This window comes from Actinoallomurus acanthiterrae, assembly GCF_054775715.1.
On sequence record NZ_BAAHCO010000001.1, the window covers coordinates 4576520 to 4599662 of the forward strand.

A 23143-nucleotide genomic window follows, 5' to 3' on the forward strand; every position below is an offset into this window, starting at 1 on the left:
CACTGGTCACGTCTGGGTTACGCCGCGGTGGGCCGCGGTTCGTAGCAAAGCGTAACCGGTCATGTGAGCCTGGTCATGCCGTTCGGTGAAGCCGGGCGTCGTCGCAGCGACCGGACGCTCGAGCCGGGAAGGCGAGAAACGAGGAGGGCGCAGGAATGTCGCTGACGTCAGACGTCGAAGACCGAGACGACAAGACGGCACAACAGCCGGAGAGCCTCGCGTACTGGTTTCCGCTCGCGCCGCATCCGGTCGCCATCGAGCAAGCGCATCAGCTGTCGGAGATCGCGCTCTCCGCCTGGAACATGCGGGAAAGGCTCGGCGAGGTGCAACGTATCGCCGCCGAACTCGTCAGGAACGCGCTGGAGGTCGGCGACGCCGTCGACCTGACCCTGTCGCGTCAGGATGGTGCCGTGCTGATCGAGGTGTGGGACACCAGCGAGACGCCACCGACCGTACCGGCGGACGGGCGGATCCCCCTTTTCAAGACGGGCTCGAACGACTGGGGCTGGAGGCTGCACGACGATGGCGGCAGGACGGTGTGGGCCATCGCCTCCGGCCCACCACCCTGTACTCTTAGTGTTCAATTAAACGCATAGAGTAAGTAAACTTCCATCGTCCAGGAGAGCGGATGAAGCGAGCGATCCAGTGCGTGGCCGTGGCCCTCACCGTCGTCCTCGGGTCGGCCGGCGCGGTGCCCGCCCTGGCGGCGACGGGCGCCGCCGACAGGAAGGACTGCGGCCATTCCGTTCCCGAGCAGCTGACCCAGAGGTGGCAGCAGCACCGCGCCGCGTTCGGCTGCCCGACCGGTGACGCGTCCATCTACGGCAACGGGATGTACCAGTGGTTCGAGAACGGAGCGATCGCCTGGTCGCCGAGCCAGGGCAACAACATGGTGGTCTCCGCTTACCGGACCTTGGGCAGCATCGTCCACTTCGACTGGGGCAGCAGCGATCCGTTCCATTACGTGGACTGGCTGGTCAACATCCGCCGGGACGGCCAGGACATCAACGGCGACCAGGAGTGCGGCGGTGCCGTGGGCACCCTGCAGATGTGCCCCGAGCAGAGCGGGTCGGTCTTCTGGACCGGCCTTCGCCCCGGCCAGTACCGCATCGTCGTCGAAGGCTGCGACCTGAATGCCGGATCGCACCAATGCCGCCAGGGCTGGACCCTCCCCGTCTACATCTCCCTGTAAGGGATCAGGGCGGGGCGGCGGCCACGGCGGCGCCCCGCCTTGGTGCTACTCGTCGATGACCAGGCCCTTCGCCTCGAGGACGGCGGCGAGGCCGCTGACCTCGATGACGCTCTTCCCGGCGCGATAGGCGGCGATGTATTCGGCCTCGGCGTCGACGCGTTCCTGGGATCTGCGAACGGCCTCGCCGAGGTCTTCGCGCCGCACCACCACGACGCCGTCGGCGTCACCGCGCACCACGTCGCCCGGCCGTACGATCTCGCCGCCGATCATCACGGGCTCCGCCATCGGGCCGACGGTCTCCTTGACCGTGCCCTTGATGGAGACGCTGAGGGAGAACACCGGGAACCCGAGTTCGCGCAGTTCCCTTGTGTCGCGGACGCCGGTGTCGGTGACCAGCCCGCCGAGGCCCTTGGCCACGCAGGCGTTGGCCAGCACGTCGCCGAAGGAACCGGCTTCGGCGTACTCGCCGGCGGACACCACGATGACGTCGCCCGGCTTGGCGTACGCGATGGCGACCTGGAGCATGATGTTGTCCCGGGGCGCGCAGCGCACGGTGAACGCGGGCCCGCACAGCGACATCGTGTCGTCGACCGGCTTGATCTTCGAGCTCAGTGCGCCGAGCCGGCCCTGTGCCTCATGGACGGTGGCGGACGAGTACGCGCTCAGCCGCTCGACCAGTGCCGGGTCGGGGCGGTCGAACTTCGTGTTGACGTGCAGCATCGGTTTGTCTCCGAAAGATCAGGAAAGGTCGGCGCAGGCGCGGGCGATGCGCTCGCAGCTCTCGGTCAGGACGGCGCTCGACGTCGCGAAAGAGATCCGGAAGTAGCCGGGTGCTCCGTAGGCCGCTCCGTGGATCACCGCCACCTGCTGCGACTCCAGCAGGTAGCGGGCGAAGTCCTCGTCGGTGCGGATCTCCTCGCCCGCCGGGGTGCGCCGGCCGAGCAGCCCGGAGCAGCCCACGAGCACGTAGAAGCCGCCGCTCGGCGTGGTGCACGTCAGGCCGGGGACGTCGGTCAGCATCTTCACTGTCTCGTCCCGCCGGGCCCGGTAGACGGCGACGGTGTCGCGGATGAAGCCCTGGTCGCCGGTGAGCGCGGCGGTGGCGGCCGCCTGGCTGATCGACGAGGGGCACGAGGAGATCTGCGACTGCAGTTTGTTGACCGCCCCGACCAGGTCCGCCGGGCCCGCGCCGTAGCCGATCCGCCAGCCGGTCATGGCGTACGTCTTGGACACCCCGTTCGTGAGGAAGACCCGGTCGGCCAGCCGCGGTTCGACCGCGACGATGGTGCGGGGGAGTTCCGGCCCGTACCAGATCTCGTCGTAGATCTCGTCGGTCAGCACCCGGACGTGGGGGTGGGCGAGCAGGACGTCGGCGAGGGCGCGGAGGTCGTCCGTGGTGTAGGCGGCGCCCGTGGGGTTGTTCGGGGCGTTGAGGATGACCCAGCGCGTCGCGTCGGTGATCGCGGATTCGAGCCGCTGGGCCGTCAGCTTGAATCCGTCGGCCTCCGAGCACGGCACGACGACGGGTATGCCGTCGTTGGCCAGCACCATGTCCGGATAGGAGACCCAGTACGGCGCGGGGACGATGACCGCGTCGCCCGGGTTCAGCGTGGCCGTCAGCGCGAGGAAGATGATCTGCTTCGCCCCGCCGCCCACGGTGATCTGCTCGGTGGGGTAGCGCAGGCCGTGCCGCCGGGCGAGCTTGTCGGCGATGGCCGCCCTGAGCTGCGGGGTTCCGTTGACGGGCGTGTACTTGGTCTCGCCCCGCCCGATCGCCTCGATCGCGGCGGCCTTGACGTGGTCGGGGGTGTCGAAGTCGGGCTCGCCCACCGTGAGGTCGAGGATCTGCTGACCCTGCGCCTTGAGCTCGCGTACGCGCTGAGCGGCGGCCGTGCTCGGCGACGGTTTGATGCGGTCGACCCGCTGTGCCAGTGCCATGTCAGTCGGTCCGCCTCTCGAAGTTGAGGCCACCCGGCACCTGGAAGGTCGGCATGATCTCCAGGTGCCCGATGTTCACGTGGCGTGGCGCGGCGATGGCGAAGTCGATCGCGTCGGCGATGTCCTCCGGCTTGAGCGATTCGTACCCGTCGTAGTACTGGCGCTGGGCCTCTTCCATGTCGCCGAGCAGCCGGCCGAAGATCTCCGTCTCCACCCGGCCGGGGCAGATCTCGGTGACGCGGATCCGGTGACCGTACCCGTCGACGCGAAGCTGCCGGGAGAGGGTGTGCACGGCCGCCTTGGTGGCGTGGTAGATGGTGTTGCCGCCGAAGTTGTAGACGGCGGCGATCGAGCTGACGTTGACGATGTGCCCGAGGTCGCGTTCCACCATTCCCGGCATGACCAGGCGTACGAGATGCAGCACCGCTTGGATGTTGACCGCGACCTGCTCGTCGACGGCGAACTCGTCGGCGGTGAGGATGTTCCCCGAGCGGGAGACTCCCGCGTTGTTGACGAGCACGTCGACCTCGATGCCCCGGACGACCTCCGCCAGCGCGGCGGTGTCGGTGATGTCGACGGCGTGCGGCGTGCATCCCGTACGCCGGGCCAGGTCGCCGAGCCGCTCGGCGTCGCGGGCCACGGCGTGGACCTCGAGCCCCTGCTTGGCCAGGCGCTCGACGACCACCGCTCCGATCCCGGTGGAGGCACCGGTCACCAGGGCGGTCTTGTAGTCGGAGAAGGACATGTGAATTGCTCCCAGAAGAAGACGGTGGACGGGTGAGACGGCCGGTCGTTACGCGTCGCGCAGCGGCTGGTGTGCCCTGTCCTTCACCCGGGATACGGCGATGAGCGTGCCGAGCGCGGTGAGGACCGCGTAGAAGGCGGGCACGTTGACGCTGCCGGTCTTGGCGATGAGGTACGTCATCAGGAGCGGCGCGGTGCCGCCGAAGAGAGCCGAGGAGATGTTGTATCCGAGCCCGTAGGCGGAGTAACGCAGCCGGGTCGGGAAGAGCTCGACGAGCAGGATGTGGATGACGCCCGTGTGGCCCGCGAAGATGACCGCCATGACGCACGCGCCGAGAATGGCGAGCGGGACGCTGCCGGTGCCGATGAGCAGGTAGCAGGGGATGCCGGCGATCGCCATGGCGATCGCCGCGCCCGCGATGACCTTCTTGCGCCCGACCCGGTCGGACAGCCGGCCCATGTAGGGGATGGCGATGGAGATGGCCACCAGGCTGGTCGCGGTGACGAGCAGGCCCTGCACCTTGCTGAAGTGGAGGTTGCCGCTCATGAAGGTCGGCATGAAGGTGAACAGCACGTAGTAGCCGGAGCCGTTCATCAGCGGGATGAACAGGGCGAGCAGCATCGCGCGGCGGTGCTCGGCGGAGGTGAAGGCCTCTTTCAGCGGGTTCCTCGCCACCCCGCCGCCCTCCCGCAGGCGCAGGAAGTTCGGTGTGTCGCTGATGCGCTTGCGGATGTAGATGCCGGTGATCCCCAGGGGGATGGCCAGCAGGAAGGGGATGCGCCAGCCGTACGACTCCATGTGCTTCGCACCGAGGCCCTGGGTGAGGGCGGCGGCGAGCAGCGTTCCGGTGAGCAGGGAGAGGAAGGAGGCGATCTGGGCGTAGCTGGTGTAGAGGCCACGTTTGCCCTCGGGGGCGTGTTCGGCGAGGAAGCTCATCGCCCCGGATGCCTCGCCGCCCACGGAGAAGCCCTGCAGCACGCGCAGGAGTATCAGCAGGGCGGGTGCGGCGATGCCGATGCTCGCGTACGTGGGCAGGATGCCGATCGCCGCGGTCGCGGCGCTGATCAGCAGGATGACGAAGACGAGCATGCGCTGCCGCCCGATGCGGTCACCGAGGTGACCGCAGATGACGGCGCCGAGCGGCCGGAAGAAGAAGGACACCGCGTAGCCCAGGAAGACGAGCTGGACGGCGTTCTTCGAATCGGAGGCGAAGAAGACGGTGCCCAGCGTCCCCGCCATGAAGCCGAAGATGCCGTTGTCGTAGAGCTCGGCGAAGATCCCGACACAGCCGGCGAGGGTGATCTTTCGCGCCGTTCTCGAATCGACCGTGTTGGGGATGGATTGTGCTGCCACGGTGGCCATGGGGGCTGCCTCCTTAGTGACTGACGGTAACGGGAATACGGAGTGCGTTGAACACCGTGCGTACGCGGATCCGCAGGGCGTCGATGTCGGCGCGCTGGGACCGGTACGCGGCCACGGCCTCGGCGATCGTTCGTCGCCGGAAGCGGACGGACTGGCCGGGGCGGGCCTGCCCCAGCGCGGACAGGCCGGTCGACGTGACGACCGCGAGGACGGGATAGCCGGCGGTGACGCCGCGGCCTCGGTGCAGGACGAGCAGCTCGTCGCCGGCGGGCACCTCGACCGCTCCGACGGGCACTCCCCGGGAGAGCACCTCGCCGGTCGCCGTCCGGCGCGGCACGTCGCCGCGCATCCGCAGGCCGATGTGGTCGCTCTGCGGCGTGACGGTGAACGCCGACCGGAACAGCCGGTCCGCCGAATCACCGAACTCCGCCACGTCGGGACCGTCGGTGGCGTCGATCGTCCACGCCTCGCCGAAGCGCGGTACGGACGCGCGCATCCGGAACAGCGGGACGCCGAAGACCGGATGGTCGACCGGTGGGAAGGGAGTACGTACGGCGAGCTCGTCGCCGTCGCGCAGCGTGCGCCCGAATCCGAGGATCGTGTCGGGAGCACAGCTGCCCAGCAGGAACGGCGACTCCACCGACCCGTGCACGGCGAGGTAGACGCGGACACCGAGCCTGATGCCCGTGATCCGGATCGTCTCGCCCGCCCGGGCCACGACGGGCTCCCACCGCGGGCGCGGGACGCCATCGACGGTGAGGTCGGCGGGGGCGCCGGTCACGGCGACGAGCACGTCGGCCGAGGGCGTGCAGGCGAAGTCGAACGCCGTGATCTCCAGCAGCGGAGCACCTTCGTCGTTGCCGGCCAGAACGTTGGCGACGCGGGCGGAGTACTGGTCGAGCGCGCCGTTGACCGGCAGGCCGTAGCGGGAGTGGCCCAGCCGCCCGAGGTCCTGCACGGCCGAGAGACCGGCGCGGTCGACGGTGAGGGTGTCAGCCACGGGCCACCGCCTCGGCCGTCAGCATCGCGCCGTCGTGGTCGTGCCATTCCTCGGCGGTGATCGGCACGAACCGGAAGGTGTCACCGGGCCGGTACGGGGCCGGCGGCTCGGCGTCGAGGTCGAGGACGCGCAGCGGGGTACGGCCCAGCAGCGGCCACCCGCCCGGAGAGCGCATCGGGCAGATGACGGCCTGCCCGGCCCGCCACCGCGACCGACCCGGGAGGGACGCTGGTACGCGGCGAGGCCAGCCTCGGGACCGGCTTCGGGAACGCGGGGCCGTCCATCATCGGGGCGCCCACCGGCGCGCCGAGACAGCGCACCGTCAGGTCCCGGGCGGTGTGAACCTCGACGACCTCCCGCTCGGTCAGCCCCAGTTGCCGGGCCACCACGGGCAGGTCGGGGCCGTACTCACCGCCGTAGACCACCGGGACCGTGAACCGTCTGGGGGAGGAGGCCGGTTTCGCGGCGAGCCGCCCGGCCGCGCCGCGCACGGCGCGCTGCACCGTGCCGTGGTCCGTGGCGGAGCAGTCGAACTCGACGAGCAGCGAGTCGTACGTGGGGACGATGCCGTACACGCCATCGGGCCGGGCCGCCTCGATCGCGTCGGCCAGGGCGTGCACGACCCGCCAGGCGTGGTCATCGTCGCCGGTGGCCTTGACCACGACGGCCGAGTCGCCGCAGTCCGCGATGAGGATGCCGTGGTCCATCTCAGCCGCCGTTTCCTGAAATGTGGGACTTGGCGTCGAGGACGTCGGCAGCGGCGTCGAGCGCGCCCACAACGCCGGACCCGGCGTCGAGCACGTCGGCCAGTGGGGCGATCGTCACGCCCGCCGCGAGCAGTTCCTTGCGGATGAGGTGGGCGAGCGCGAGGGCGCCGGGGGTGTCGCCGTGCAGCAGGACGGTGTCGCACTCGACGGGGATGTCGCGGCCGCTGGTGCTGCGGATCAGCCCTTCGGTCACCATCCGGACCGTCCGCTCACTGATCTCCCGCTCGTCGTGGATGACGGCGCCGGGTTCGCTCCTGGGCACGAGGGTCCCGTCGTCGCGGTAGGCCCGGTCGGCGATCCCGACGATGCCGACCCGCAGGCCACGGGCCCGGGCGGCGTCGGCGAGCTCCCCGTCCTGCGCCAGGACGATCAGCGACCGGTCGAGAGAGACGACCGCGTCGGCCACGGCGGCCGCGTAGTCCCGCCTCGTCGCGACCAGGTTGCCGAGGCGGCCGTGCGGCGCCACGTGCCGTACGCGGGTGCCGTGCGCGGCGGCGAACGCCTGCAGGGCTCCCACCTGGTAGAGGACGTCGGTGCGGACCTCGTCCGGCGACAGGTCCATCGCACGGCGGCCGAACCCGACGAGGTCGGGGAAGCTGGGGTGCGCGCCGACGGCGACACCGCGCTCGACGCAGTGGCGGACGGTGGCGTCCATGATCCGTGGATCGCCCGCGTGGAAGCCGCAGGCGATGTTGGCCGAGGTGAGGACGTCCAGCAGCGCTTCGTCGTCGCCCATGGTGTAGGCGCCGAACCCCTCGCCGAGGTCGGCCACGAGATCGATCACGTGTGTCATGTCATCCTCCGCTCGAAAAAAGGAGAGACGCGGCTTCTCGGAAAGCGGCCGGTAATATAATTTGCGCGGCCGTCATGATTCTTTCGGGAGTTCGCAGTGGGGCCGGAATTTGCGTTTCGATGACGGTAATGCCGTGCCATCGGCGCATCAAATACGCGTTGCGTGTGACGTGATAAGCCCTCGCTATGACAGCGCACCGCGCCGGGACGACACGGTCCGTGTCCGACCTCGTACGATGAGCCCTCCGACCAGGCAGGAGGTCGCCGATGGACACCAGGCGTCTGTACTCATTCGTCAAGATCGTCGACGCCGGGAGCATCACGCGCGCCGCCGACATCCTGCACATCGCGCAGCCGGCGCTGAGTCACCAGGTCTCCATGCTCGAGACCGAGTTCAAGCAGCAGCTGCTGATCCGGAGCAAGCGCGGGGTGGCGCCCACCGAGGCCGGGCGCGCCCTCTACCAGCACGCCCAGCTGATCCTGCGCCAGCTCGAACACGCCCAGGCGGCGGTCGACGTGTGCGGACGGGCCCCCGCCGGGAGCGTCTCGGTCGGTCTGGCCCCGTACAGCACGGGCGCGGCACTGGCACTGCCGCTGTTGCAGGCCGTGCGGGAGCGCTACCCCGACATCCTGCTGCACATCAACGAGAACTTCGGCGGCGTCATCAGCGAGGCGATCATGACCGGCCGCATGGACATGGCGTTCATCTACGACGCCGGCCCCATCCGCGGCGTCCAGTTCGAGCCGATGCGCACCGAGGACCTGTGCCTGGTCGCCGCGCCGGGCACCCGGCCGGCGTCCGAAGGAGACGACGTCTGCATCACGGAGCTGGCGGGCGTGGGTCTGCTGCTGCCGAGCCGCATCCACACCATCCGCCAGGTCGTGGACGCCGCCTTCCGCCGTGCCTCACTCGAGCCGAAGGTCGTCGGCGAGATCGAGTCGGTCCTGACTCTCGTGAGCGCCATCGGAGCTGGTCTCGGCGCCACCGTGCTGCCCTGGTCGGCGGCCCACGCCATCCTCGACGTGCGGAATCTGGTGGTGCGGCGGATCGTCGACCCCGCGATCGAGGTCAAGCTCTCGCTGTGCACGTCCGACCACCAGCCGCTGTCGGAGCCCGCCCTCGCCGTACACGATCTCTTTCACGAGCTGATCCTCGAATTCGACAGGAATAACGGCGCCCGATGACGTCACACGAATCAGATATTGGTCAGGCGGACTGAGCGCTGACTAACGTTTCCACCTCTCGGCAGCAAAAGGCATCATGGGAGCGGTGGATGAAAAGGCGTGTGCTCAGTACTCGTGACACTCTCCCTGGCGGCGGACTGGCCCGCCTGACGTCCCGGACGGACACGGACGTCGTCTCCTGGGCGGGCACGAGCAGGCCGGAGCCGGCCGAACTGGCCGGGCTCGCCGAGCGCACGGGCGGTGTCAGCGCCATCCTGGCCCTCGGCAACGACCGCATCGACGCCGGACTGCTGGACGCGGCCGGCCCGGAGCTGCGGGTGGTCAGCCTGGCCAGCATGGGGTTCGACGGCGTGGACCGGCGGGCAGCCGCCGAACGCGGGGTCGTGGTCACCCACACGCCCGGCGTGCTGGCCGAGACCACCGCCGACCTGACGTTCGCGCTGATCCTGGCCGCCCGCCGCCGGATCGGCGCCGCCCGCGACTCGCTGCACGCCGGAGCGTGGGACGTGTTCCGGATGGGGGACTACCTCGGCCTGGACGTCCACGGCGCGACCCTGGGCCTCGTCGGCTACGGGCAGATCGGCCGGGCGGTGGCCCGGCGCGCCACCGGATTCGGCATGCGGGTGCTGCACCACGATCCGTTCGGGCCGGCCGCCGATGGATCGTCCACCCCGGTCGGGCTGCCACAACTGCTCGCCGAGGCCGACATCGTCTCGCTCCACGTCCCGCTCACGGACGCCACCCGTCACCTGATCGGCCCGGCGGAGCTCCGCGCCATGAGACCGACCGCGACGCTGATCAACACCTCCCGGGGCGGGGTCGTGGACGAGGCCGCGCTGCTGCGCGCCCTCGACGACGGCACCATCCACTCGGCAGGGCTGGACGTGTACGAACACGAACCGCGCGGCGCGGACGTCGCCGACCTGATCGCCCGGCCCGGCCTGTTCGCCCTGCCGCACATCGGCTCGGCCACCGAGACCACCCGCGCCGCGATGGTCGACCTCGCCGTGGACAACGTGCTCGACGTCCTCGGCGGGCACCCCGCCCGTACGCCCCTGCCCGGCACGACGGCGGTGCCGGCATGACGGGCAGCCCGCTGTTCGACATCGAGGGGCGCGTCGCGCTGATCACCGGATCCAGCCGGGGCATCGGCCGTGCGCTGGCCCAAGGGCTGCTGGAAGCCGGGTGCACGGTGGTCCTCAACGGCCGTGACGAGGCGGTCCTCGCGCGGACGCACGCCGAGTTGGCCGGGCTCGCGGGTGGCAGGGTGTTCGCCCGGGCCTTCGACGTGACTGACTCGGCGGCCGTGGCCACGAACGTCGCCGCGATCGAGGACGAGGCGGGGCCGATCGACATCCTGGTCAACAACGCCGGGATGCAGCGCCGCGCGCCGCTGGTGGACTTCACCGACGACGACTGGCACCGGCTGATCGAAACCAACCTCACCAGCGCCTTCGTGATGGGCCGGGAGGTCGCCCGCCGGATGACGCCTCGTGGCCACGGAAAGATCATCAACATCTGCTCGGTGCAGAGCGAGACGGTACGGCCCGGCATCGCCCCCTACTCGGCCACCAAGGGCGGGCTGAAGCTGCTGACCAAGGGCATGTGCGCGGACCTCGGCCCATCGGGCATCCAGGTCAACGGCCTGGGACCGGGCTATTTCGCGACCGAGCTCACCGAGGCGCTCGTCGCGGACGAAGACTTCAGCGCGTGGGTGCGGGGACGCACGCCGGCCGGGCGATGGGGCAGGGTCTCCGACCTGATCGGCGCCCTGATCTTCCTGGCGTCACCGGCGTCCGACTTCGTCAACGGGCAGATCCTGTACGTCGACGGCGGCATGCTGTCCGTCCTCTGAAGGAGCATCACATGTTCGCGTGCGTCGTCCACAAGGCGGGCGATCTGCGGGTCGAGGAGCTGGACGCGGTCGCTCCGGCCCCCGGGGAGGTCCTCGTGGCCGTGACCCTCGGCGGCATCTGCGGCTCGGACCTGCACTACTACCACCGCGGGTCGGTGGGCGACTTCCAGGTCCGCGAGCCCCTGGTGCTCGGCCACGAGGTCGTCGGCCGGGTCGCCGCGCTCGGCGCCGGTACGGACGGCCCGGCGGTCGGCACACCGGTGGCGATCCACCCGGCCACCCCGTGCGGCGTGTGCCCGGAGTGCGAACGCGGTCGGCGGAACGTCTGCGGTCACGCACGCTACCTCGGCAGCGCCGCACGGATGCCGCACGTACAAGGCGGTTTCGCGCAGAGGGTGGCCGTACCCGCCGACCAGGTACGCGCGCTGCCGCCCGGTCTCGACCCGCACCGTGCCGTGCTCGCCGAGCCGCTGTCCGTCGCCCTGCACGCGGTACGCCGAGCCGGGGACGTGGCCGGGAAACGGGTGCTGGTCACCGGCGCCGGTCCCATCGGTGCCCTGGTGATCGCCGCACTGCGCCACGCCGGAGCCGCCGAGGTGACCGTGAGCGATCTGCTGGACGCCCCTCTGGGCGTCGCCAGGAGCGTCGGCGCCACGGCGACCGTCCGGGCGGACCGCCCCGACGACCCGGCGTGGCCGGAGGACGTCGACGTCGCCATTGAGGCGTCCGGCTCCGGCGCGGGCCTCGGCACCTGCGTACGGCGGGTACGCCGCGGCGGTACGGTCGTCCTCCTCGGACTGCTCCCGCCCGGCGAGACCGGGTTCCTCGGCAACGTGGTGGTCACGCGAGAGATCACCATGCTGGGCGCCTTCCGCTTCGACCACGAATTCGACGACGCGCTGTCGCTGCTGGCCGCGGGGCTGGACGTCGATGCGGTCGTCAGCCACACGTTCCCGCTGGCCCGTGCGGTCGAAGCGTTCGACCTGGCCGGCGATCGCGCCATGGCGTCGAAGGTCCTGCTGGACCTGGGCGGCGAATGACCGAAGCGCCGAGCGCGGCCGCGTCTCCGCGCCCGCGCTGAGCGTCGAGCGCCGCCGCGTCTCCGCGCCCGCGCTGAGCGCAGCCGCGCCGGCGGAGCCGGCTCGCCCGGGTCGCCGGTGGCCTCGGTATCTGGGGAAGCCGACCGTGCGCGGCCGAAGCTGGAGGTAGAGCCGGTCAGAGGCGGCGGCCGTGGGCGATGGCCTCCTCCTCCAGACGCCGCCGGGCGTCGTCGGTCAGCGGCTCGTACCGCAGTTCTCGGCCGGGCCGCCACCAGACCTCGCCGCCGCGCCAGCCCGCCCGGCGCAGCGGCCCCTTGTCGACCTTGTTGGTGGCGGTGAGCGGCATGGCGGGCACGATCCGTACGAACCTCGGCGCCCACTTGGTGCCCAGGTCCGCCCGGCCCGCCAGGAACTCCGCGAACGCGTCCGGCGCGAACGGGCCGTCCAGTTCCAGGGTGGCCATCACCTGGTCGCCCGTACGTGGGTCGGGCACCGGATACACCGCGCACATCACCACGGGCGGCCAGCGGGACAGGATGCGCTCGACTGGCGCGGCCGCGAAGTTCTCGCCGTCCACGCGGAGCCGGTCGCCGCCCCGGCCCGCGAAGTAGAAGAAGCCGTCGGGGTCGCGGTAGCCGAGGTCGCCGCTCCAGTACACGCCGTCGCGCAGCCGCTCGGCGTCGGCGGTGGGGTTCCGGTAGTAGCCCTCGAAGGTGACGCCACGGGCGACGATCTCCCCGATGGCCTCGTCCCCGTTGAGCAGTTCGCCGTCCGGGCCGAAGCGCGCCGGGGGGCACTCGTCGCCGGTCGCGGGGTCGGCGACGGCGACGTCGGTGCCGGGCAGGCCGAGCGCGTCCGGCGGGCTGTCCGGCGTCTTGCGGATGGAGATCGCGCCCTCGCTCGACCCGTACGACTCGATCAGCCGGCAGCCGAACCGCCCCGCGAAGTCCGCCATGTCCCGGGCGGACGCCTCCGTCCCGAACGCCACCTCGAGAGGGTTGTCGGCGTCGTCGTCGCGGCGAGGCGTGGCGAGGATGTACGCGAGCGCGCGGCCGACGTAGTTGAAGTAGGTGACGCCGTAGCGCCGGACGTCGGGCAGGAAACCGGACGCGGAGAATCTGCGGCGCAGGGCGACAGCCGCTCCGGCACCGGTCGCCATCGCGAGGTTCGCCATGACCGCGTTGCCGTGGAACAGCGGCATCGCGGCGTACGTGACCGAGTCCGCGGTGATGCCGAACGCCGGGGCCTGCCGGGCGATCGCGGCGAGGCGGCCCTGACCGCAGACGACCGCCTTGGGCGCGCCGGTCGATCCGGACGTGAACAGCAGAAGCAGGGGATCGCGGGGCTGCGGCTCGGCCGTCGGGTCGCGGGGCTGCGCCTCGGTCGTCGGGGCGCGGAGCTGCGGTTCGGTCGTCGGGTCGCGGGGCTGCGGCTCGGTCGTCGGGTCGCTGAAGTGCGCCTCGGCCGCCGGGACCGGCTCCGCCGAGGCGAGCAGGCCGGCGTGGCCGGGGTCGTCGACGCGCAGCACACGTCCGAGCGGGACGCCGGTGTCGAGCCCGTCGAGCAGCGCGGCGTGCGCGGTGTCGGTGACGATGACCTGGCAGTCGGTGTGCCGGATGTCGTGGGCCAGCTCCCGGCCCCGGCGCGTCGGGTTGATGCCCACGATCACCGAGCCGGACAGCGCCGCTCCGCCGATCCAGAACACGTAGTCGGGGACGTTGTCCAGCAGCACGCCGATGTGCGGAGGCCGCCCTGCGGTCAGGAGACGCCGGGCGAGCGCGGCGCGGCGCCGGGACTCCCGTACGACGTCCGCCCACGTGTGCCGCTCGTCCTCGAACAGCAGGCCGGTCCCGCCGTCGCCGGCGCGGTCCAGCAGCACACGCGCGAACGTCTCCATCGAGACGTGTCTACCAAGCGATTGCTTGGAGTGGCAAGAGTGACCTTCGTCGCGTCCGCAACCGGTCGTTCCCCGGAATATCGCAGGTCGGACCGGCATTGAACTGGTAGATCGTCAACTTGACGATATCCCACTGAAATGGGCAGGATTAAAGACATGGACAGCTACCTCGTGACGCGCAGGCACATCGACCTGCTCCGTGTCACGTCCATGAGCTGTCGGCCGTGCTCCGGCCGCCCCGTCATGCCCTGACGGGGCGCTTTTACGGGTCTGAACACATCTTGAGATGACCGTCGGCGTCCCACGACGCCGACGTCTTTTCGCCGCGCCATGCCGTCGCCATCGGCGCGGGCACTCACACGCTTAACCCTGGAGGAGAACTCCCATGCGTCCGTTGCGAGCCCTCGCGGCCACCGCCGTCACCGTCATCGCCGCCAGTGCCATGACGGCGTGCGGCGGAAGCGGCCCGAAGGCGTCCGCCGACAACCCGTACAAGCTGCTCCAGCCGGGTGTGCTCCGCACGGCCACCCTGACCGACGCGCCGCCGAACGTCTTCCTGAAGAACGGGAAGTTCACCGGCTTCGACAACGACCTGCTGACCGCGGTCGCGGCCAAGGTCGGCCTGAAGGTGCAGTTCGCGGGCACCGACTTCTCGGCGCTGCTGTCGCAGGTGGCGAACCACAAGTACGACACCGGCAGCTCGTCGATCACCATCACCGACGCCCGGAAGAAGACCGTGGCCTTCACCAACGGCTACGACTTCGGCTACTTCGGCCTCGACGTGCCGGCCGGTCGCAGATCAAGGGCTTCGACCAGCTCAAGGGCAAGCGCGTCGTCGTCGTCCAGGGAACGGTCCAAGACGACTACGCCACCAAGCAGGGCCTCAACCCCGTCCGCGTGCCCGACTACAACGGCGCGCTCAACCAGCTGAAGTCCAAGACCGCCGACGCCTGGGTCGCCCCCGCCGAGATCGGCGAGAAGACCGCCAAGGACAGCGGCGGCAAGGTCGTGGTCGCCGCGAAGCAGCTCAGCTCCGAGCCCACCGCGTTCGCCGTCGCCAAGGACAACCCCAAGCTGATCGAGGCGCTGAACAAGGGCCTCGACGAGGTCATCAAGGACGGCACCTGGACCAAGCTGCAGGAGCAGTACTACCCCGGCCGTCCGGTGCCGAAGGAGTTCAAGCCCGGCAGCGGCGCGGTGACCTTCCCGCCGGTCCAGGTCTCGGGAGCGCCGGCCGCGTCCCCGTCGGCCTGACCGGTCGATGAGGACGGACGCGCGCGGGCTGATGGGAGAAGGTAGATGGACCAGCTGACGACCTTGTGGGACACCTTCTTCAACTGGCAGTCGATGCGGCAGGCCCTGCCCGACATGCTCAAGACGGGCCTGCCGAACACCCTGATCCTGTCGATCATCTCCGCGTTGATCGGCACGGTGCTCGGGATGCTGCTGGCGATGGCCGGCATCTCCCGGCACCGCTGGCTGCGCTGGCCCGCGCGCGTCTACACCGACATCTTCCGCGGCCTGCCGGCCGTGGTCACGATCCTGCTGATCGGCGTCGGCCTGTCGCAGATCGGGATGAAGGTGTGGGGACCCAACCCGTACCCGCTCGGCATCCTCGCCCTGTCGCTCATCGCGACCGCCTACATCGGGGAGATCTTCCGGTCGGGCATCCAGAGCGTCGACCCGGGGCAGCTCGAGGGGTCCCGGGCGCTCGGGTTCTCCTACTCGGCCGCGATGCTGCTGGTGATCATCCCGCAGGGCGTACGGCGAGTGCTGCCCGCCTGGGTGAACCAGCTGATCGCCCTGATCAAGGACTCCAGCCTCGTGTACTTCCTCGGCCTGGCGGCCGGCCAGCGCGAGCTGTTCCGGATCGGCCAGGACGCCGCCGCGAACACCGGCAACGAGTCGGCGCTGCTGCTGGCCGGCCTTTCTACCTGATCCTCACCGTGCCGCTGACCCACTTCGTGAACTTCGTCGACCACCGGCTGCGCCAGGGCCGCCGTACGAGGACCGGGCCGCCGGACGAGACGGTGACGGTGGCCGGCGCGACGCCGCTTCCCGCGACCAATGAGGGCACGAAATGACCGAAGAGCAGCGTGAGACCGTGACGGACGAGACTTCCTCCGCCGTGGCGGGGGAGACCTTCTCCGGCGTGGAGGAGGAGACGTTCTCCTCGGTCAGCCTGGCCACCCGCGACATCCACCTGGCGTTCGGGCACAACCGGGTGCTGCGTGGCGTCGACCTCGACGTCGGCAAGGGTCAGACGGCGTGCGTCATCGGCCCGTCCGGCTCGGGCAAGTCGACGTTCCTGCGGACCATCAACCGGCTGATCGAACCCGACAAGGGCGACATCCTCCTAGACGGCGAGAGCGTCCTAGAAAGCGACCCCGACCGGCTGCGGCAGCAGGTCGGCATGGTGTTCCAGCAGTTCAACCTGTTCCCGCACATGAACGTCCTGCGCAACCTCATGCTGCCGCTGCGCCGGATCCGCAAGCTGTCCGCCGACGAGGCCGAGCAGGCCGCCCGCCACCACCTGGAACTCGTCGGGCTGGCCGACAAGGCCGGCTCCGGCCCGGCCACCTGTCCGGCGGCCAGCAGCAGCGCGTGGCCATCGCCCGCGCCCTCGCCATGCGGCCGCAGGTCATGCTGTTCGACGAGGCCACCTCCGCCCTCGACCCCGAACTCGTCAAGGGCGTCCTGAGCCTCATGGCCGACCTGTCCAAGCAGGGCATGACCATGGTCGTCGTCACACACGAGATGGGCTTCGCCCGCGAGGCCTCCGACACCGTGGTCTTCCTCGACCAGGGCGTCGCCGTCGAGTCCGGCCCACCCGAGAAGCTCTTCGACACCCCGGACAGCCCCCGCCTCCGCCAATTCCTCAGCGACGTCCTCTGACGGCCCGACGCCGTGCGGCCTTGGCGACCGAGCCCAGGACGTGCCGCCTCAGGTCGCTCAGGCGGGGATGCGGAGGGTTCGGCGGGAGAGGCGGGTCACGAGGGCGTGGTCGACGTCGTGGCCGAGTCCTGGCTGGGTGAGCGGTACGGCGACGACGCCGCCGTTGGCGCGGACGGGCGGGGATACGACGGCGGTCTGGGACGGGGTCTCGCTGACGTCGCTGGGCAGGTCGCAGCCGGGCAGTCCGGCCAGGGCGACGGCCGCCGCCTGGCCGATCCCGAAGCCCGCCGCGCCGCCGCACCAGCTGTCCCAGCTGGAGGCGAGGGCGCGGTCGTGTGCGCTGCGCGCGGCCGTGAGGCCGCCCAAGCGGGCGATCCGCAGGCCGAGCATCCGGCCCGCGCCCATCGCGATCGCCGTGTCGACCGTGTCGAGGTCGGCGGGGTCCAGGCACACGGCGGTCTCGATCGCGCGCTGCAGGCGGGCGTGGGCGTCCAGCTCGTCGCCCGCGAACGGCCGCTCGATCGCGATCAACCCGTACGCGTCGAGCGCCTCGAGGGCGGCCAGGTGCGCGGGCTCCTCCGTATAGGACTCGGCCCCGTCGGCCTGAAGGGCCAGTGCGGGGAACGCCTGGCGCACGGCGCGTACGGGCTCGACGTCCAAGCCGGGCCGTACGGCCAGTGTGATGCGGGCGTACCCGGCGCTGACGAGGCGGTTCACGCGGGTGAGGAGCACGTCCAGCATCGGCTCCGTGTCCAGCCGCGCGCCGGCCACGATCGAGGTGCGGGTGCCGCCGAGGGCGTGGGACAGGGGCGTGCCCTGCTTGCGGGACCACAGGTCCCAGCAGGCGATGTCGATGGCGGAGGCGGCCGCGTGGCCGCCGAGCCCGCCGACGCCGACGACCTCCTCCGGCAGCTCCCAGTCGAGGCCGAGCAGCGCCGGGCCGACGCGCTCCTCGATGTCGGCCCAGCAGGCGTCGGAGCCGGCGACCTCGCCCCAGCCGGTCGCGCCGTCCTGATCGCAGACGCGGACGAGGATGCTCTCCGGCCGCCGGCCGTGGGGCATCGTCATGCGGTAGGCCTCGAACCCCTCGATGCGGGGCATGTCACCGTCCTTGTCTCGACATCACCTCTATGATCCACCCATCCCGGGCGTACGCGGGCGCCGCGGTCGACGCTTCCGGTCGCCTCGGCCCCGCTGAAGCCGCGGGTCGTTCACGCCGCCCGCGGCTCCACGGAGCCATCGGCGGCCCGTCGACGCCACGAATCGCTCACGCCGCCCGCCGCCCGCCGAAGCCGTGGGTCACCAGCTGGCGTGCAGTGGCTTACCTTCCGCGTAGCCCGATGGGCTCTGTACCCCGACGACGGCGAACTCGTGCAGTTCCTCCAATGTTCGCGCGCCCGCGTACGTGCAGGCGCTGCGCAGGCCCGCGATGATCGAGTCGACCAGGTCCTCGACGCCGGGGGACTGGGGATCGATGTACATCCGCGACGCGGAGATGCCCTCCTCGAACAGCGCCTTGCGGGCGCGCTCGAAGGGGGAGTCGTCGGCGGTGCGGAGCCGGACCGCGCGGGCCGAGGCCATGCCGAAGCTCTCCTTGTACAGCCGGCCGTCGGCGGCGCGCTGGACGTCGCCCGGCGACTCGTACGTCCCGGCGAACCAGGAGCCGATCATGACGTTGGCGGCCCCGGCGGCGAGGGCCAGCGCGACGTCGCGGGGGTGGCGTACGCCGCCGTCGGCCCAGATGTGCCTGCCGAGCCGGCGGGCCTCGGCGGCGCACTCCAGCACCGCGGAGAACTGTGGGCGGCCCACGCCGGTCATCATCCGCGTCGTGCACATCGCGCCCGGGCCGACGCCGACCTTGACGATGTCGGCGCCCGCCTCGACGAGGTCGCGTACGCCCTCGGCGGTCACGACGTTGCCCGCCACCAGCGGCACGCCGGGGTTCAGGGCCCGCACCCGCTTGAGCGCGCCGAGCATCTTCTCCTGGTGCCCGTGCGCCGTGTCGAGGACGAGCAGGTCGGCGCCCGCGTCCAGCAGCGCCCTGGCCTTCTCCTCGACGTCGCCGTTGACGCCGATGGCGACGGCGATGCGCAGCCGGCCGTCCGCGTCGAGGGCGGGCTGGTAGAGCGTGGCGCGCAGCGCGCCCGTACGGGTCAGCACGCCGACGAGCCGGCCGTCCCCGTCGACGACCGGGGCGAGCCGGTGCCCGCGGGCGTGCAGCGTGTCGAACGCCTTCTGCGGGTCGACGTCGTCCGGGAGCGTGAGGACGTCGCGCGACATGACCTCCCGGAGCTGGGTGAACCGGTCGACGCCCATGCAGTCGGCCTCGGTGACGACACCGGTCGGGCGGTCGTCCTCGACGACGATCACCGCACCGTGCGCCCGCTTGTGCAGCAGGCCGAGAGCGGCGCCGATCGTGTCGGTCGGGCCGAGTTTGATCGCCGTGTCGACGATCAGGTGGCGTGTCTTCACCCAGCGGACGACGTCGGCGACGACGTCGACGGGGATGTCCTGGGGGATGACCGCGAGACCGCCGCGCCGCGCGATCGTCTCGGCCATGCGGCGGCCGGAGACGGCCGTCATGTTGGCGACGACGATGGGGATCGTGGTGCCGCTGCCGTCCGCGGTCGACAGGTCGACGTCGAGGCGGGACCCGACGTCGGAGCGGCGGGGCACCATGAAGACGTCGTTGTAGGTCAGGTCGTGAGCCGGTTGCTCACCGTTCAGCAGGCGCACGTTCGTCTACACCGTCCGGAGTCATGGGGTGATCGGCACGAGGAAGGCCGCCTTCCATTGTCGGGGATACCCGGATGTGCCCGGTTCAATGAGCTGAGCGGCGTTCGGACGGGTTTGATGGCGCGATCTCTTCAGGGGCGCGGTCGCCCGGATGCGGACCGACGATCGATCCGCCCGCCACGTCGGCCGGCGCCGTCGCCCTGAGTCGCGGCGGCCGGGCATCGTCGCCTCCACCCCTCGACGTTCGGCCGGTGGCCGGGACGAGCAGGACCACGAGAGATCCCGGTCTCATCCGCCGAGTCTGGCGTGTCGGTCCCGGTTCCACGACGATCCCGGCAGGAAAGTTTCCTGCCAGGGTCATTGACCTTCCGTGATTTCCCCATGGAACACTTGACGTCTGAGCTGTCCCACCGCACTTTGCGGATCCGGTGCCTCGCCGCACCGGTGGCCGGGTGCGCGGGTCCGCACCCCCTCGCTGAGAGGCATTCATGCAGTTCAGAGCCTTCCCCCCGATGATGCCGCCGGATGTCCACCGTTCCGCGGGCGTCTGCGCGCTCCGCGCGGCCGGGCGGAAAAGAACGGCCCCGCACGCTCCTCGCGGGACTGCATGTGACGAGCGTCGCCAAATACTCGCCGAACTGGTACGCGAGTACTGACGTGGAGATCTCGGACGTTGAGATGCCGATGGATAGTGTTCCGCGTCGATTTCGGCAGCGACGTCGCGCTTCACCGACACATTCGTGGTCGTTCAGCGAAGAAACACGAACAACGCTCCGTTTTCGCGGCGAACACACCACTAATGAAATGATCATGCAAACAAGTGCAGGACCATACATCCCGAGGAGGAACCCCGTGCTGGATGCGGTCGACGCCGTGCTCGTACGCGAGCTGCAGCGGGATGGGAGGGCCACCTTCCAGGCGCTCGCCGACCGTGTAGGGCTGTCCCGCACGGCCGTGCGCACGCGCGTACAGCACCTCCTCGATTCGGGGATCGTGCGTGTGGTGGGAATCGTGCACGCGTCGGTGGTGGGGACCGGAGCGATCGGTCACCTGGCGATCGACGTCGACGGGCCGGCGCGGCAGGTCGCCGACGCCGTCGCGCGCAGGGCCGCCGCCTGGTTCGCGGCGCTGTCGGCCGGTGCGCACCCCGTCGTCGCGGAGCTGCGCGTACGCGACGACGCGGCCCTTGTCGAAGAAGTGGACGCGGTCCGCTCGCTGCCCGGAGTGCGCGGCATCGAGGTGTTCCGCGTGACGACCGTCGTCAAGGACGCGCACTCGGTCGTCACCGAGCTGCCCGACGTGTCCCTGGACGAGATCGACTGGCGGCTGCTCCGCGAGCTCACCCGTGACGGCCGGACCCCGTACACGAGGCTGGCCGAGGTCGTGGGGCTCTCCCAGGCGGCGACGCGGGCGCGCGCCGTGCGCCTGATGCGCTCCGGGATCATTCACGTGACCGGCATCGTCGACTCGCAGGCCCTCGGCTCCGGCGAGCTCGCCGGGCTGGGAGTGCGGGTGTCCTCCGACATCGCCACGGCCGCGTCCCGGATCGCGGCGCTGCCCGGCGTCAACTATGTGGTGACCGGCTTCGGCCGTCACGACCTGCTCACCGGGATCGACGCGACGTCCCGTGACGTCCTCCTGAGCACTCTGGAGGCGGTACGGGCGGTTCCCGGGGTGTGGGTCGGGGAGAGCTGGCAGCATCTCGACGTCGTCAAGCGCGTCTACGGCGCGGAGCTGCCGTGACCGAGGTGAGAATGGCCGGCTGCGGCCCTTCCCGACCAACCCACCCCGGCCGACCTCCCGGTCTTTTAGTGATCATCTGACAGCCGGGAGAAAACATCGGCAACCCAGGATGTCCAGGCCAATTCCGGCTATGTCAACGACCAATCCAGTGGGTTGTCATACCGTCGTGGCATGAATCTGCGGCAGCTGCGCTATGTCGTCGCGACCGCCGACCACGGGACGATGACCGCGGCGGCGCAGGCACTCTTCGTCGCGCAGCCCGCGCTGTCGCGGGCGATCCGGGAGCTCGAGCGAGAGCTGGGCGTCGAGCTGTTCGCCCGCGCCGGCCGCGGCGTCGCGCTCACCGATATGGGTGAGGAGATCGTGCGGTACGCCCGCGACGCGCTGCGCGCGGTCGACGCCATCACGGCGGTCTCCGCCAAGCCGCCCGGCGGCCGGCCGGGCGGGAGGGCGGGGGAGCTGCGGGTCGCCTCCACGCTCACCCTGGAGCCGGAGCTGACCGCGCGCCTCCTGCCCGCGTTCGCCCGCGACCAGCAGGCCGTACGCGTCCGGGTGCTGCGCTGCGACGGCCGCGACGCCGTCGGCGCGGTCGTTCGCGACGGCCGGGCCGACCTCGCCCTGACCGACCTGCCGGTGCCCGGCGACCTCGCCGCGCATCCGCTCGAACAGCGGGAGATCGTGCTGATCTCCCCGCCCGCCCTGCACGTCCGGGAGCCGGTCCCGGTCTCCGCGCTCGACGGCATGCGCCTGATCATGCCGTCCCGCGGCGGGCCGCGCCGGGCCGAGCTCGACGCGATGCTGGCCCGCCTCGGCGTCCGCCCGGTCGCCGCGGTCGAGTCCGACGACCGCGCGTCGTGGCTCCCCTCGGTCCGCGCGGGCCGTGGCTCCCTCCTCTGGTACCGCAACCAGGTGGAGGCCGCCGAGGGCGTCGTCGTGCGGTCGCTCATGCCGCCGATCACCGCGACGATCGGTCTGGTCCACGCCCGCCGCCCGCTCACCCCCGTCGCTCGGGACTTCCTGGCCTTCGCCAAGTCCCGCTGAGATCGACGTATTCGCACAAAAACGCGCAGACCTTGACATAGGTCACACGGGACACGACACTCACGGCAGCCACGACAACGTTGTCATCGGTCTTTTCGCCCCAGACCACCTGCGGCCCTGGAGGGTTGCATGCCCCGCCCCTCACGCCTTCTCGGCGCGACACCCATGGCCATCGCCATGGGGACCATCCTCATCCTCGGCACCGGAAGCGCGGCCCATGCGGTCCGCGGTCCCGTCCGTGCCCCCGCCGCCTCTCCCACGACCTCTTCCCCCCAGTCCGCTCCCCGGTCGTACGGCCCCGCCGACGCCCTGCACGTCACGGTCGCCGGCGACGCGTCGAGCGGATACCGCGCCGAGATCCACGACGGCACCCGGCTCATCACGACCCGCGGGATGACCGGCAAGTACGACCTGACCGCCGTTCCCGGAACCAGCCTCAACCAGCCGACCGGCGACGACCTGCTCGGCCACCCGGCCGGCGACCTCGACTGGGGCGGCCCCGGCTCCAGCGGCGGCGCGGTCACGAAGGCCACCGCGCCGGAAGGCGAATCGGCCGTCCACTGGACGCTGCCGGGAGCGGAGAACAACACCTGGATCGAGGTCCCGATCGCCGACGCCAAGGTCGGCACCACCTACCGGGGGACGGTGACCCTGCAGGGCACCGGCACCGTGTACCTCAACGTCTACGACGGCGCCCGCGACGTCGGGGGGACGCCGGTGACGCTGACGTCGCAGCCGCAGACGCTCACCCTGGACGTGCCGATCCCCGAGCACTCGCGGACGCCGCAGTTCCAGATCCGCACCTCCGCCGCCGGCGACGTCGACCTGCTCGCCTGGAAGACCTCGGTGCGCGCGGTCGCCCGGCAGCCCGTCACCGACGCCAACCGCCTCGCCAACCGGTACACCTCGGTGGGCTACGACCCGGCGACGGCGACGCTGACCCTCTCCGGCGCCA

The 23143-nt window shown here is 70.9% G+C and carries 23 protein-coding genes and 1 pseudogene; 13 read left to right on the top strand and 11 right to left on the bottom strand.

Annotated elements, in window-relative coordinates:
• Positions 1–155 precede the first annotated feature (155 nt).
• Entirely contained in the window at positions 156–596 is a 441-nt protein-coding gene (locus ACYVF7_RS22060; protein WP_460343673.1) for an ATP-binding protein, read from the top strand.
• Between the two features lie 32 nt (positions 597–628).
• Complete coding sequence (locus ACYVF7_RS22065; RefSeq protein ID WP_460343676.1) at positions 629–1192, top strand: LGFP repeat-containing protein; 564 nt, start codon at positions 629–631, stop codon at positions 1190–1192.
• A 45-nt stretch (positions 1193–1237) separates the two neighbouring features.
• Here the strand turns inward: ACYVF7_RS22065 and ACYVF7_RS22070 are convergent, their stop codons facing one another.
• From ACYVF7_RS22070 to ACYVF7_RS22105, 8 genes are read right to left on the bottom strand one after another with little or no spacing between them, the layout of a single operon-like run.
• Positions 1238–1912, bottom strand: a complete 675-nt coding sequence (locus ACYVF7_RS22070; protein WP_460343679.1) for a 4-carboxy-4-hydroxy-2-oxoadipate aldolase/oxaloacetate decarboxylase — start codon at positions 1910–1912, stop codon at positions 1238–1240.
• A gap of 18 nt (positions 1913–1930) precedes the next feature.
• On the bottom strand, positions 1931–3130 hold the full coding sequence (locus tag ACYVF7_RS22075) for an aspartate transaminase (RefSeq protein WP_460343682.1): 1200 nt from the start codon (positions 3128–3130) through the stop codon (positions 1931–1933).
• Between the two features lies 1 nt (position 3131).
• A complete protein-coding gene (locus ACYVF7_RS22080; RefSeq protein WP_460343684.1) occupies positions 3132–3875 on the bottom strand; it encodes an SDR family oxidoreductase in 744 nt (247 codons plus the stop codon).
• A gap of 48 nt (positions 3876–3923) precedes the next feature.
• Positions 3924–5237, bottom strand: coding sequence for an MFS transporter (locus ACYVF7_RS22085; protein WP_460343687.1), 1314 nt, complete (start codon positions 5235–5237; stop codon positions 3924–3926).
• Positions 5238–5250: 13 nt separating this feature from the next.
• The gene (locus ACYVF7_RS22090; protein ID WP_460343690.1) at positions 5251–6237 is read right to left on the bottom strand and encodes a 5-oxoprolinase subunit C family protein; all 987 of its coding nucleotides are present in this window, start codon (positions 6235–6237) and stop codon (positions 5251–5253) included.
• Entirely contained in the window at positions 6230–6388 is a 159-nt protein-coding gene (locus ACYVF7_RS22095) for a hypothetical protein (RefSeq protein ID WP_460358044.1), read from the bottom strand. The genes ACYVF7_RS22090 and ACYVF7_RS22095 overlap by 8 nt, the downstream gene beginning before the upstream one ends.
• Positions 6318–6944: a 5-oxoprolinase subunit B family protein gene (locus ACYVF7_RS22100; protein ID WP_460343693.1), complete on the bottom strand. Its 627-nt coding sequence runs from the start codon at positions 6942–6944 to the stop codon at positions 6318–6320. Before ACYVF7_RS22100 ends, ACYVF7_RS22095 begins: the two co-directional genes overlap by 71 nt.
• A gap of 1 nt (position 6945) precedes the next feature.
• Positions 6946–7797, bottom strand: a complete 852-nt coding sequence (locus ACYVF7_RS22105) for a LamB/YcsF family protein (RefSeq protein ID WP_460343695.1) — start codon at positions 7795–7797, stop codon at positions 6946–6948.
• Between the two features lie 266 nt (positions 7798–8063).
• Here ACYVF7_RS22105 and nac point away from each other — a divergent pair, with 266 nt between their 5' ends.
• From nac to ACYVF7_RS22125, 4 genes are all read left to right on the top strand, one after another.
• Positions 8064–8981, top strand: a complete 918-nt coding sequence (gene nac / locus ACYVF7_RS22110) for a nitrogen assimilation transcriptional regulator NAC (protein WP_460343698.1) — start codon at positions 8064–8066, stop codon at positions 8979–8981.
• A gap of 89 nt (positions 8982–9070) precedes the next feature.
• A complete protein-coding gene (locus tag ACYVF7_RS22115) occupies positions 9071–10066 on the top strand; it encodes a 2-hydroxyacid dehydrogenase (protein WP_460343701.1) in 996 nt (331 codons plus the stop codon).
• The gene (locus ACYVF7_RS22120) at positions 10063–10836 is read left to right on the top strand and encodes an SDR family oxidoreductase (RefSeq protein WP_460343704.1); all 774 of its coding nucleotides are present in this window, start codon (positions 10063–10065) and stop codon (positions 10834–10836) included. The genes ACYVF7_RS22115 and ACYVF7_RS22120 overlap by 4 nt, the downstream gene beginning before the upstream one ends.
• Positions 10837–10847: 11 nt before the next feature.
• On the top strand, positions 10848–11876 hold the full coding sequence (locus tag ACYVF7_RS22125) for an L-idonate 5-dehydrogenase (RefSeq protein ID WP_460343707.1): 1029 nt from the start codon (positions 10848–10850) through the stop codon (positions 11874–11876).
• 175 nt (positions 11877–12051) lie between these two features.
• Here the strand turns inward: ACYVF7_RS22125 and ACYVF7_RS22130 are convergent, their stop codons facing one another.
• Entirely contained in the window at positions 12052–13773 is a 1722-nt protein-coding gene (locus ACYVF7_RS22130) for an AMP-binding protein (protein ID WP_460343710.1), read from the bottom strand.
• Positions 13774–14158: 385 nt separating this feature from the next.
• On the opposite strand from ACYVF7_RS22130, the gene ACYVF7_RS22135 reads away from it, so the two are divergent.
• From ACYVF7_RS22135 to ACYVF7_RS22155, 5 genes and pseudogenes are all read left to right on the top strand, one after another.
• Positions 14159–14704 carry a transporter substrate-binding domain-containing protein gene (locus ACYVF7_RS22135; protein WP_460343713.1) on the top strand — a complete coding sequence of 182 codons (546 nt, stop codon included), beginning with the start codon at positions 14159–14161 and terminating at the stop codon, positions 14702–14704.
• Positions 14671–15027, top strand: coding sequence for a transporter substrate-binding domain-containing protein (locus ACYVF7_RS22140; RefSeq protein ID WP_460343716.1), 357 nt, complete (start codon positions 14671–14673; stop codon positions 15025–15027). The genes ACYVF7_RS22135 and ACYVF7_RS22140 overlap by 34 nt, the downstream gene beginning before the upstream one ends.
• Before the next feature lie 45 nt (positions 15028–15072).
• On the top strand, positions 15073–15711 hold the full coding sequence (locus tag ACYVF7_RS22145; RefSeq protein WP_460343719.1) for an amino acid ABC transporter permease: 639 nt from the start codon (positions 15073–15075) through the stop codon (positions 15709–15711).
• A gap of 8 nt (positions 15712–15719) precedes the next feature.
• Complete coding sequence (locus ACYVF7_RS22150; protein WP_460343722.1) at positions 15720–15857, top strand: hypothetical protein; 138 nt, start codon at positions 15720–15722, stop codon at positions 15855–15857.
• Positions 15858–15877: 20 nt separating this feature from the next.
• Positions 15878–16668, top strand: a pseudogene (locus ACYVF7_RS22155) (amino acid ABC transporter ATP-binding protein).
• A 57-nt stretch (positions 16669–16725) separates the two neighbouring features.
• On the opposite strand, the gene ACYVF7_RS22160 reads toward ACYVF7_RS22155, so the two are convergent.
• Positions 16726–17769, bottom strand: a complete 1044-nt coding sequence (locus ACYVF7_RS22160; protein WP_460343724.1) for an enolase C-terminal domain-like protein — start codon at positions 17767–17769, stop codon at positions 16726–16728.
• Between the two features lie 198 nt (positions 17770–17967).
• On the bottom strand, positions 17968–19404 hold the full coding sequence (locus tag ACYVF7_RS22165; protein ID WP_460343727.1) for a GuaB1 family IMP dehydrogenase-related protein: 1437 nt from the start codon (positions 19402–19404) through the stop codon (positions 17968–17970).
• Positions 19405–20256: 852 nt separating this feature from the next.
• Here ACYVF7_RS22165 and ACYVF7_RS22170 point away from each other — a divergent pair.
• The gene (locus ACYVF7_RS22170) at positions 20257–21147 is read left to right on the top strand and encodes an Lrp/AsnC family transcriptional regulator (RefSeq protein ID WP_460343730.1); all 891 of its coding nucleotides are present in this window, start codon (positions 20257–20259) and stop codon (positions 21145–21147) included.
• A 171-nt stretch (positions 21148–21318) separates the two neighbouring features.
• Positions 21319–22188 carry a LysR family transcriptional regulator gene (locus tag ACYVF7_RS22175; protein ID WP_460343733.1) on the top strand — a complete coding sequence of 290 codons (870 nt, stop codon included), beginning with the start codon at positions 21319–21321 and terminating at the stop codon, positions 22186–22188.
• The last annotated feature ends 955 nt before the right edge of the window (positions 22189–23143 follow it).

What these genes read in the sequence shown, in the direction of transcription:
- ACYVF7_RS22060 (WP_460343673.1), top strand. Translation starts at nt 156, where the DNA reads ATGTCGCTGACGTCAGACGTCGAAGACCGAGACGACAAGACGGCACAA.
- ACYVF7_RS22175 (WP_460343733.1), top strand. Translation starts at nt 21,319, where the DNA reads ATGAATCTGCGGCAGCTGCGCTATGTCGTCGCGACCGCCGACCACGGG.
- ACYVF7_RS22100 (WP_460343693.1), bottom strand. Translation starts at nt 6,944, where the DNA reads ATGGACCACGGCATCCTCATCGCGGACTGCGGCGACTCGGCCGTCGTG.
- ACYVF7_RS22105 (WP_460343695.1), bottom strand. Translation starts at nt 7,797, where the DNA reads ATGACACACGTGATCGATCTCGTGGCCGACCTCGGCGAGGGGTTCGGC.
- ACYVF7_RS22075 (WP_460343682.1), bottom strand. Translation starts at nt 3,130, where the DNA reads ATGGCACTGGCACAGCGGGTCGACCGCATCAAACCGTCGCCGAGCACG.
- ACYVF7_RS22070 (WP_460343679.1), bottom strand. Translation starts at nt 1,912, where the DNA reads ATGCTGCACGTCAACACGAAGTTCGACCGCCCCGACCCGGCACTGGTC.
- ACYVF7_RS22145 (WP_460343719.1), top strand. Translation starts at nt 15,073, where the DNA reads ATGGACCAGCTGACGACCTTGTGGGACACCTTCTTCAACTGGCAGTCG.
- nac (WP_460343698.1), top strand. Translation starts at nt 8,064, where the DNA reads ATGGACACCAGGCGTCTGTACTCATTCGTCAAGATCGTCGACGCCGGG.
- ACYVF7_RS22115 (WP_460343701.1), top strand. Translation starts at nt 9,071, where the DNA reads ATGAAAAGGCGTGTGCTCAGTACTCGTGACACTCTCCCTGGCGGCGGA.
- ACYVF7_RS22120 (WP_460343704.1), top strand. Translation starts at nt 10,063, where the DNA reads ATGACGGGCAGCCCGCTGTTCGACATCGAGGGGCGCGTCGCGCTGATC.
- ACYVF7_RS22125 (WP_460343707.1), top strand. Translation starts at nt 10,848, where the DNA reads ATGTTCGCGTGCGTCGTCCACAAGGCGGGCGATCTGCGGGTCGAGGAG.
- ACYVF7_RS22135 (WP_460343713.1), top strand. Translation starts at nt 14,159, where the DNA reads ATGCGTCCGTTGCGAGCCCTCGCGGCCACCGCCGTCACCGTCATCGCC.
- ACYVF7_RS22130 (WP_460343710.1), bottom strand. Translation starts at nt 13,773, where the DNA reads ATGGAGACGTTCGCGCGTGTGCTGCTGGACCGCGCCGGCGACGGCGGG.
- ACYVF7_RS22085 (WP_460343687.1), bottom strand. Translation starts at nt 5,237, where the DNA reads ATGGCCACCGTGGCAGCACAATCCATCCCCAACACGGTCGATTCGAGA.
- ACYVF7_RS22160 (WP_460343724.1), bottom strand. Translation starts at nt 17,769, where the DNA reads ATGCCCCGCATCGAGGGGTTCGAGGCCTACCGCATGACGATGCCCCAC.
- ACYVF7_RS22080 (WP_460343684.1), bottom strand. Translation starts at nt 3,875, where the DNA reads ATGTCCTTCTCCGACTACAAGACCGCCCTGGTGACCGGTGCCTCCACC.
- ACYVF7_RS22065 (WP_460343676.1), top strand. Translation starts at nt 629, where the DNA reads ATGAAGCGAGCGATCCAGTGCGTGGCCGTGGCCCTCACCGTCGTCCTC.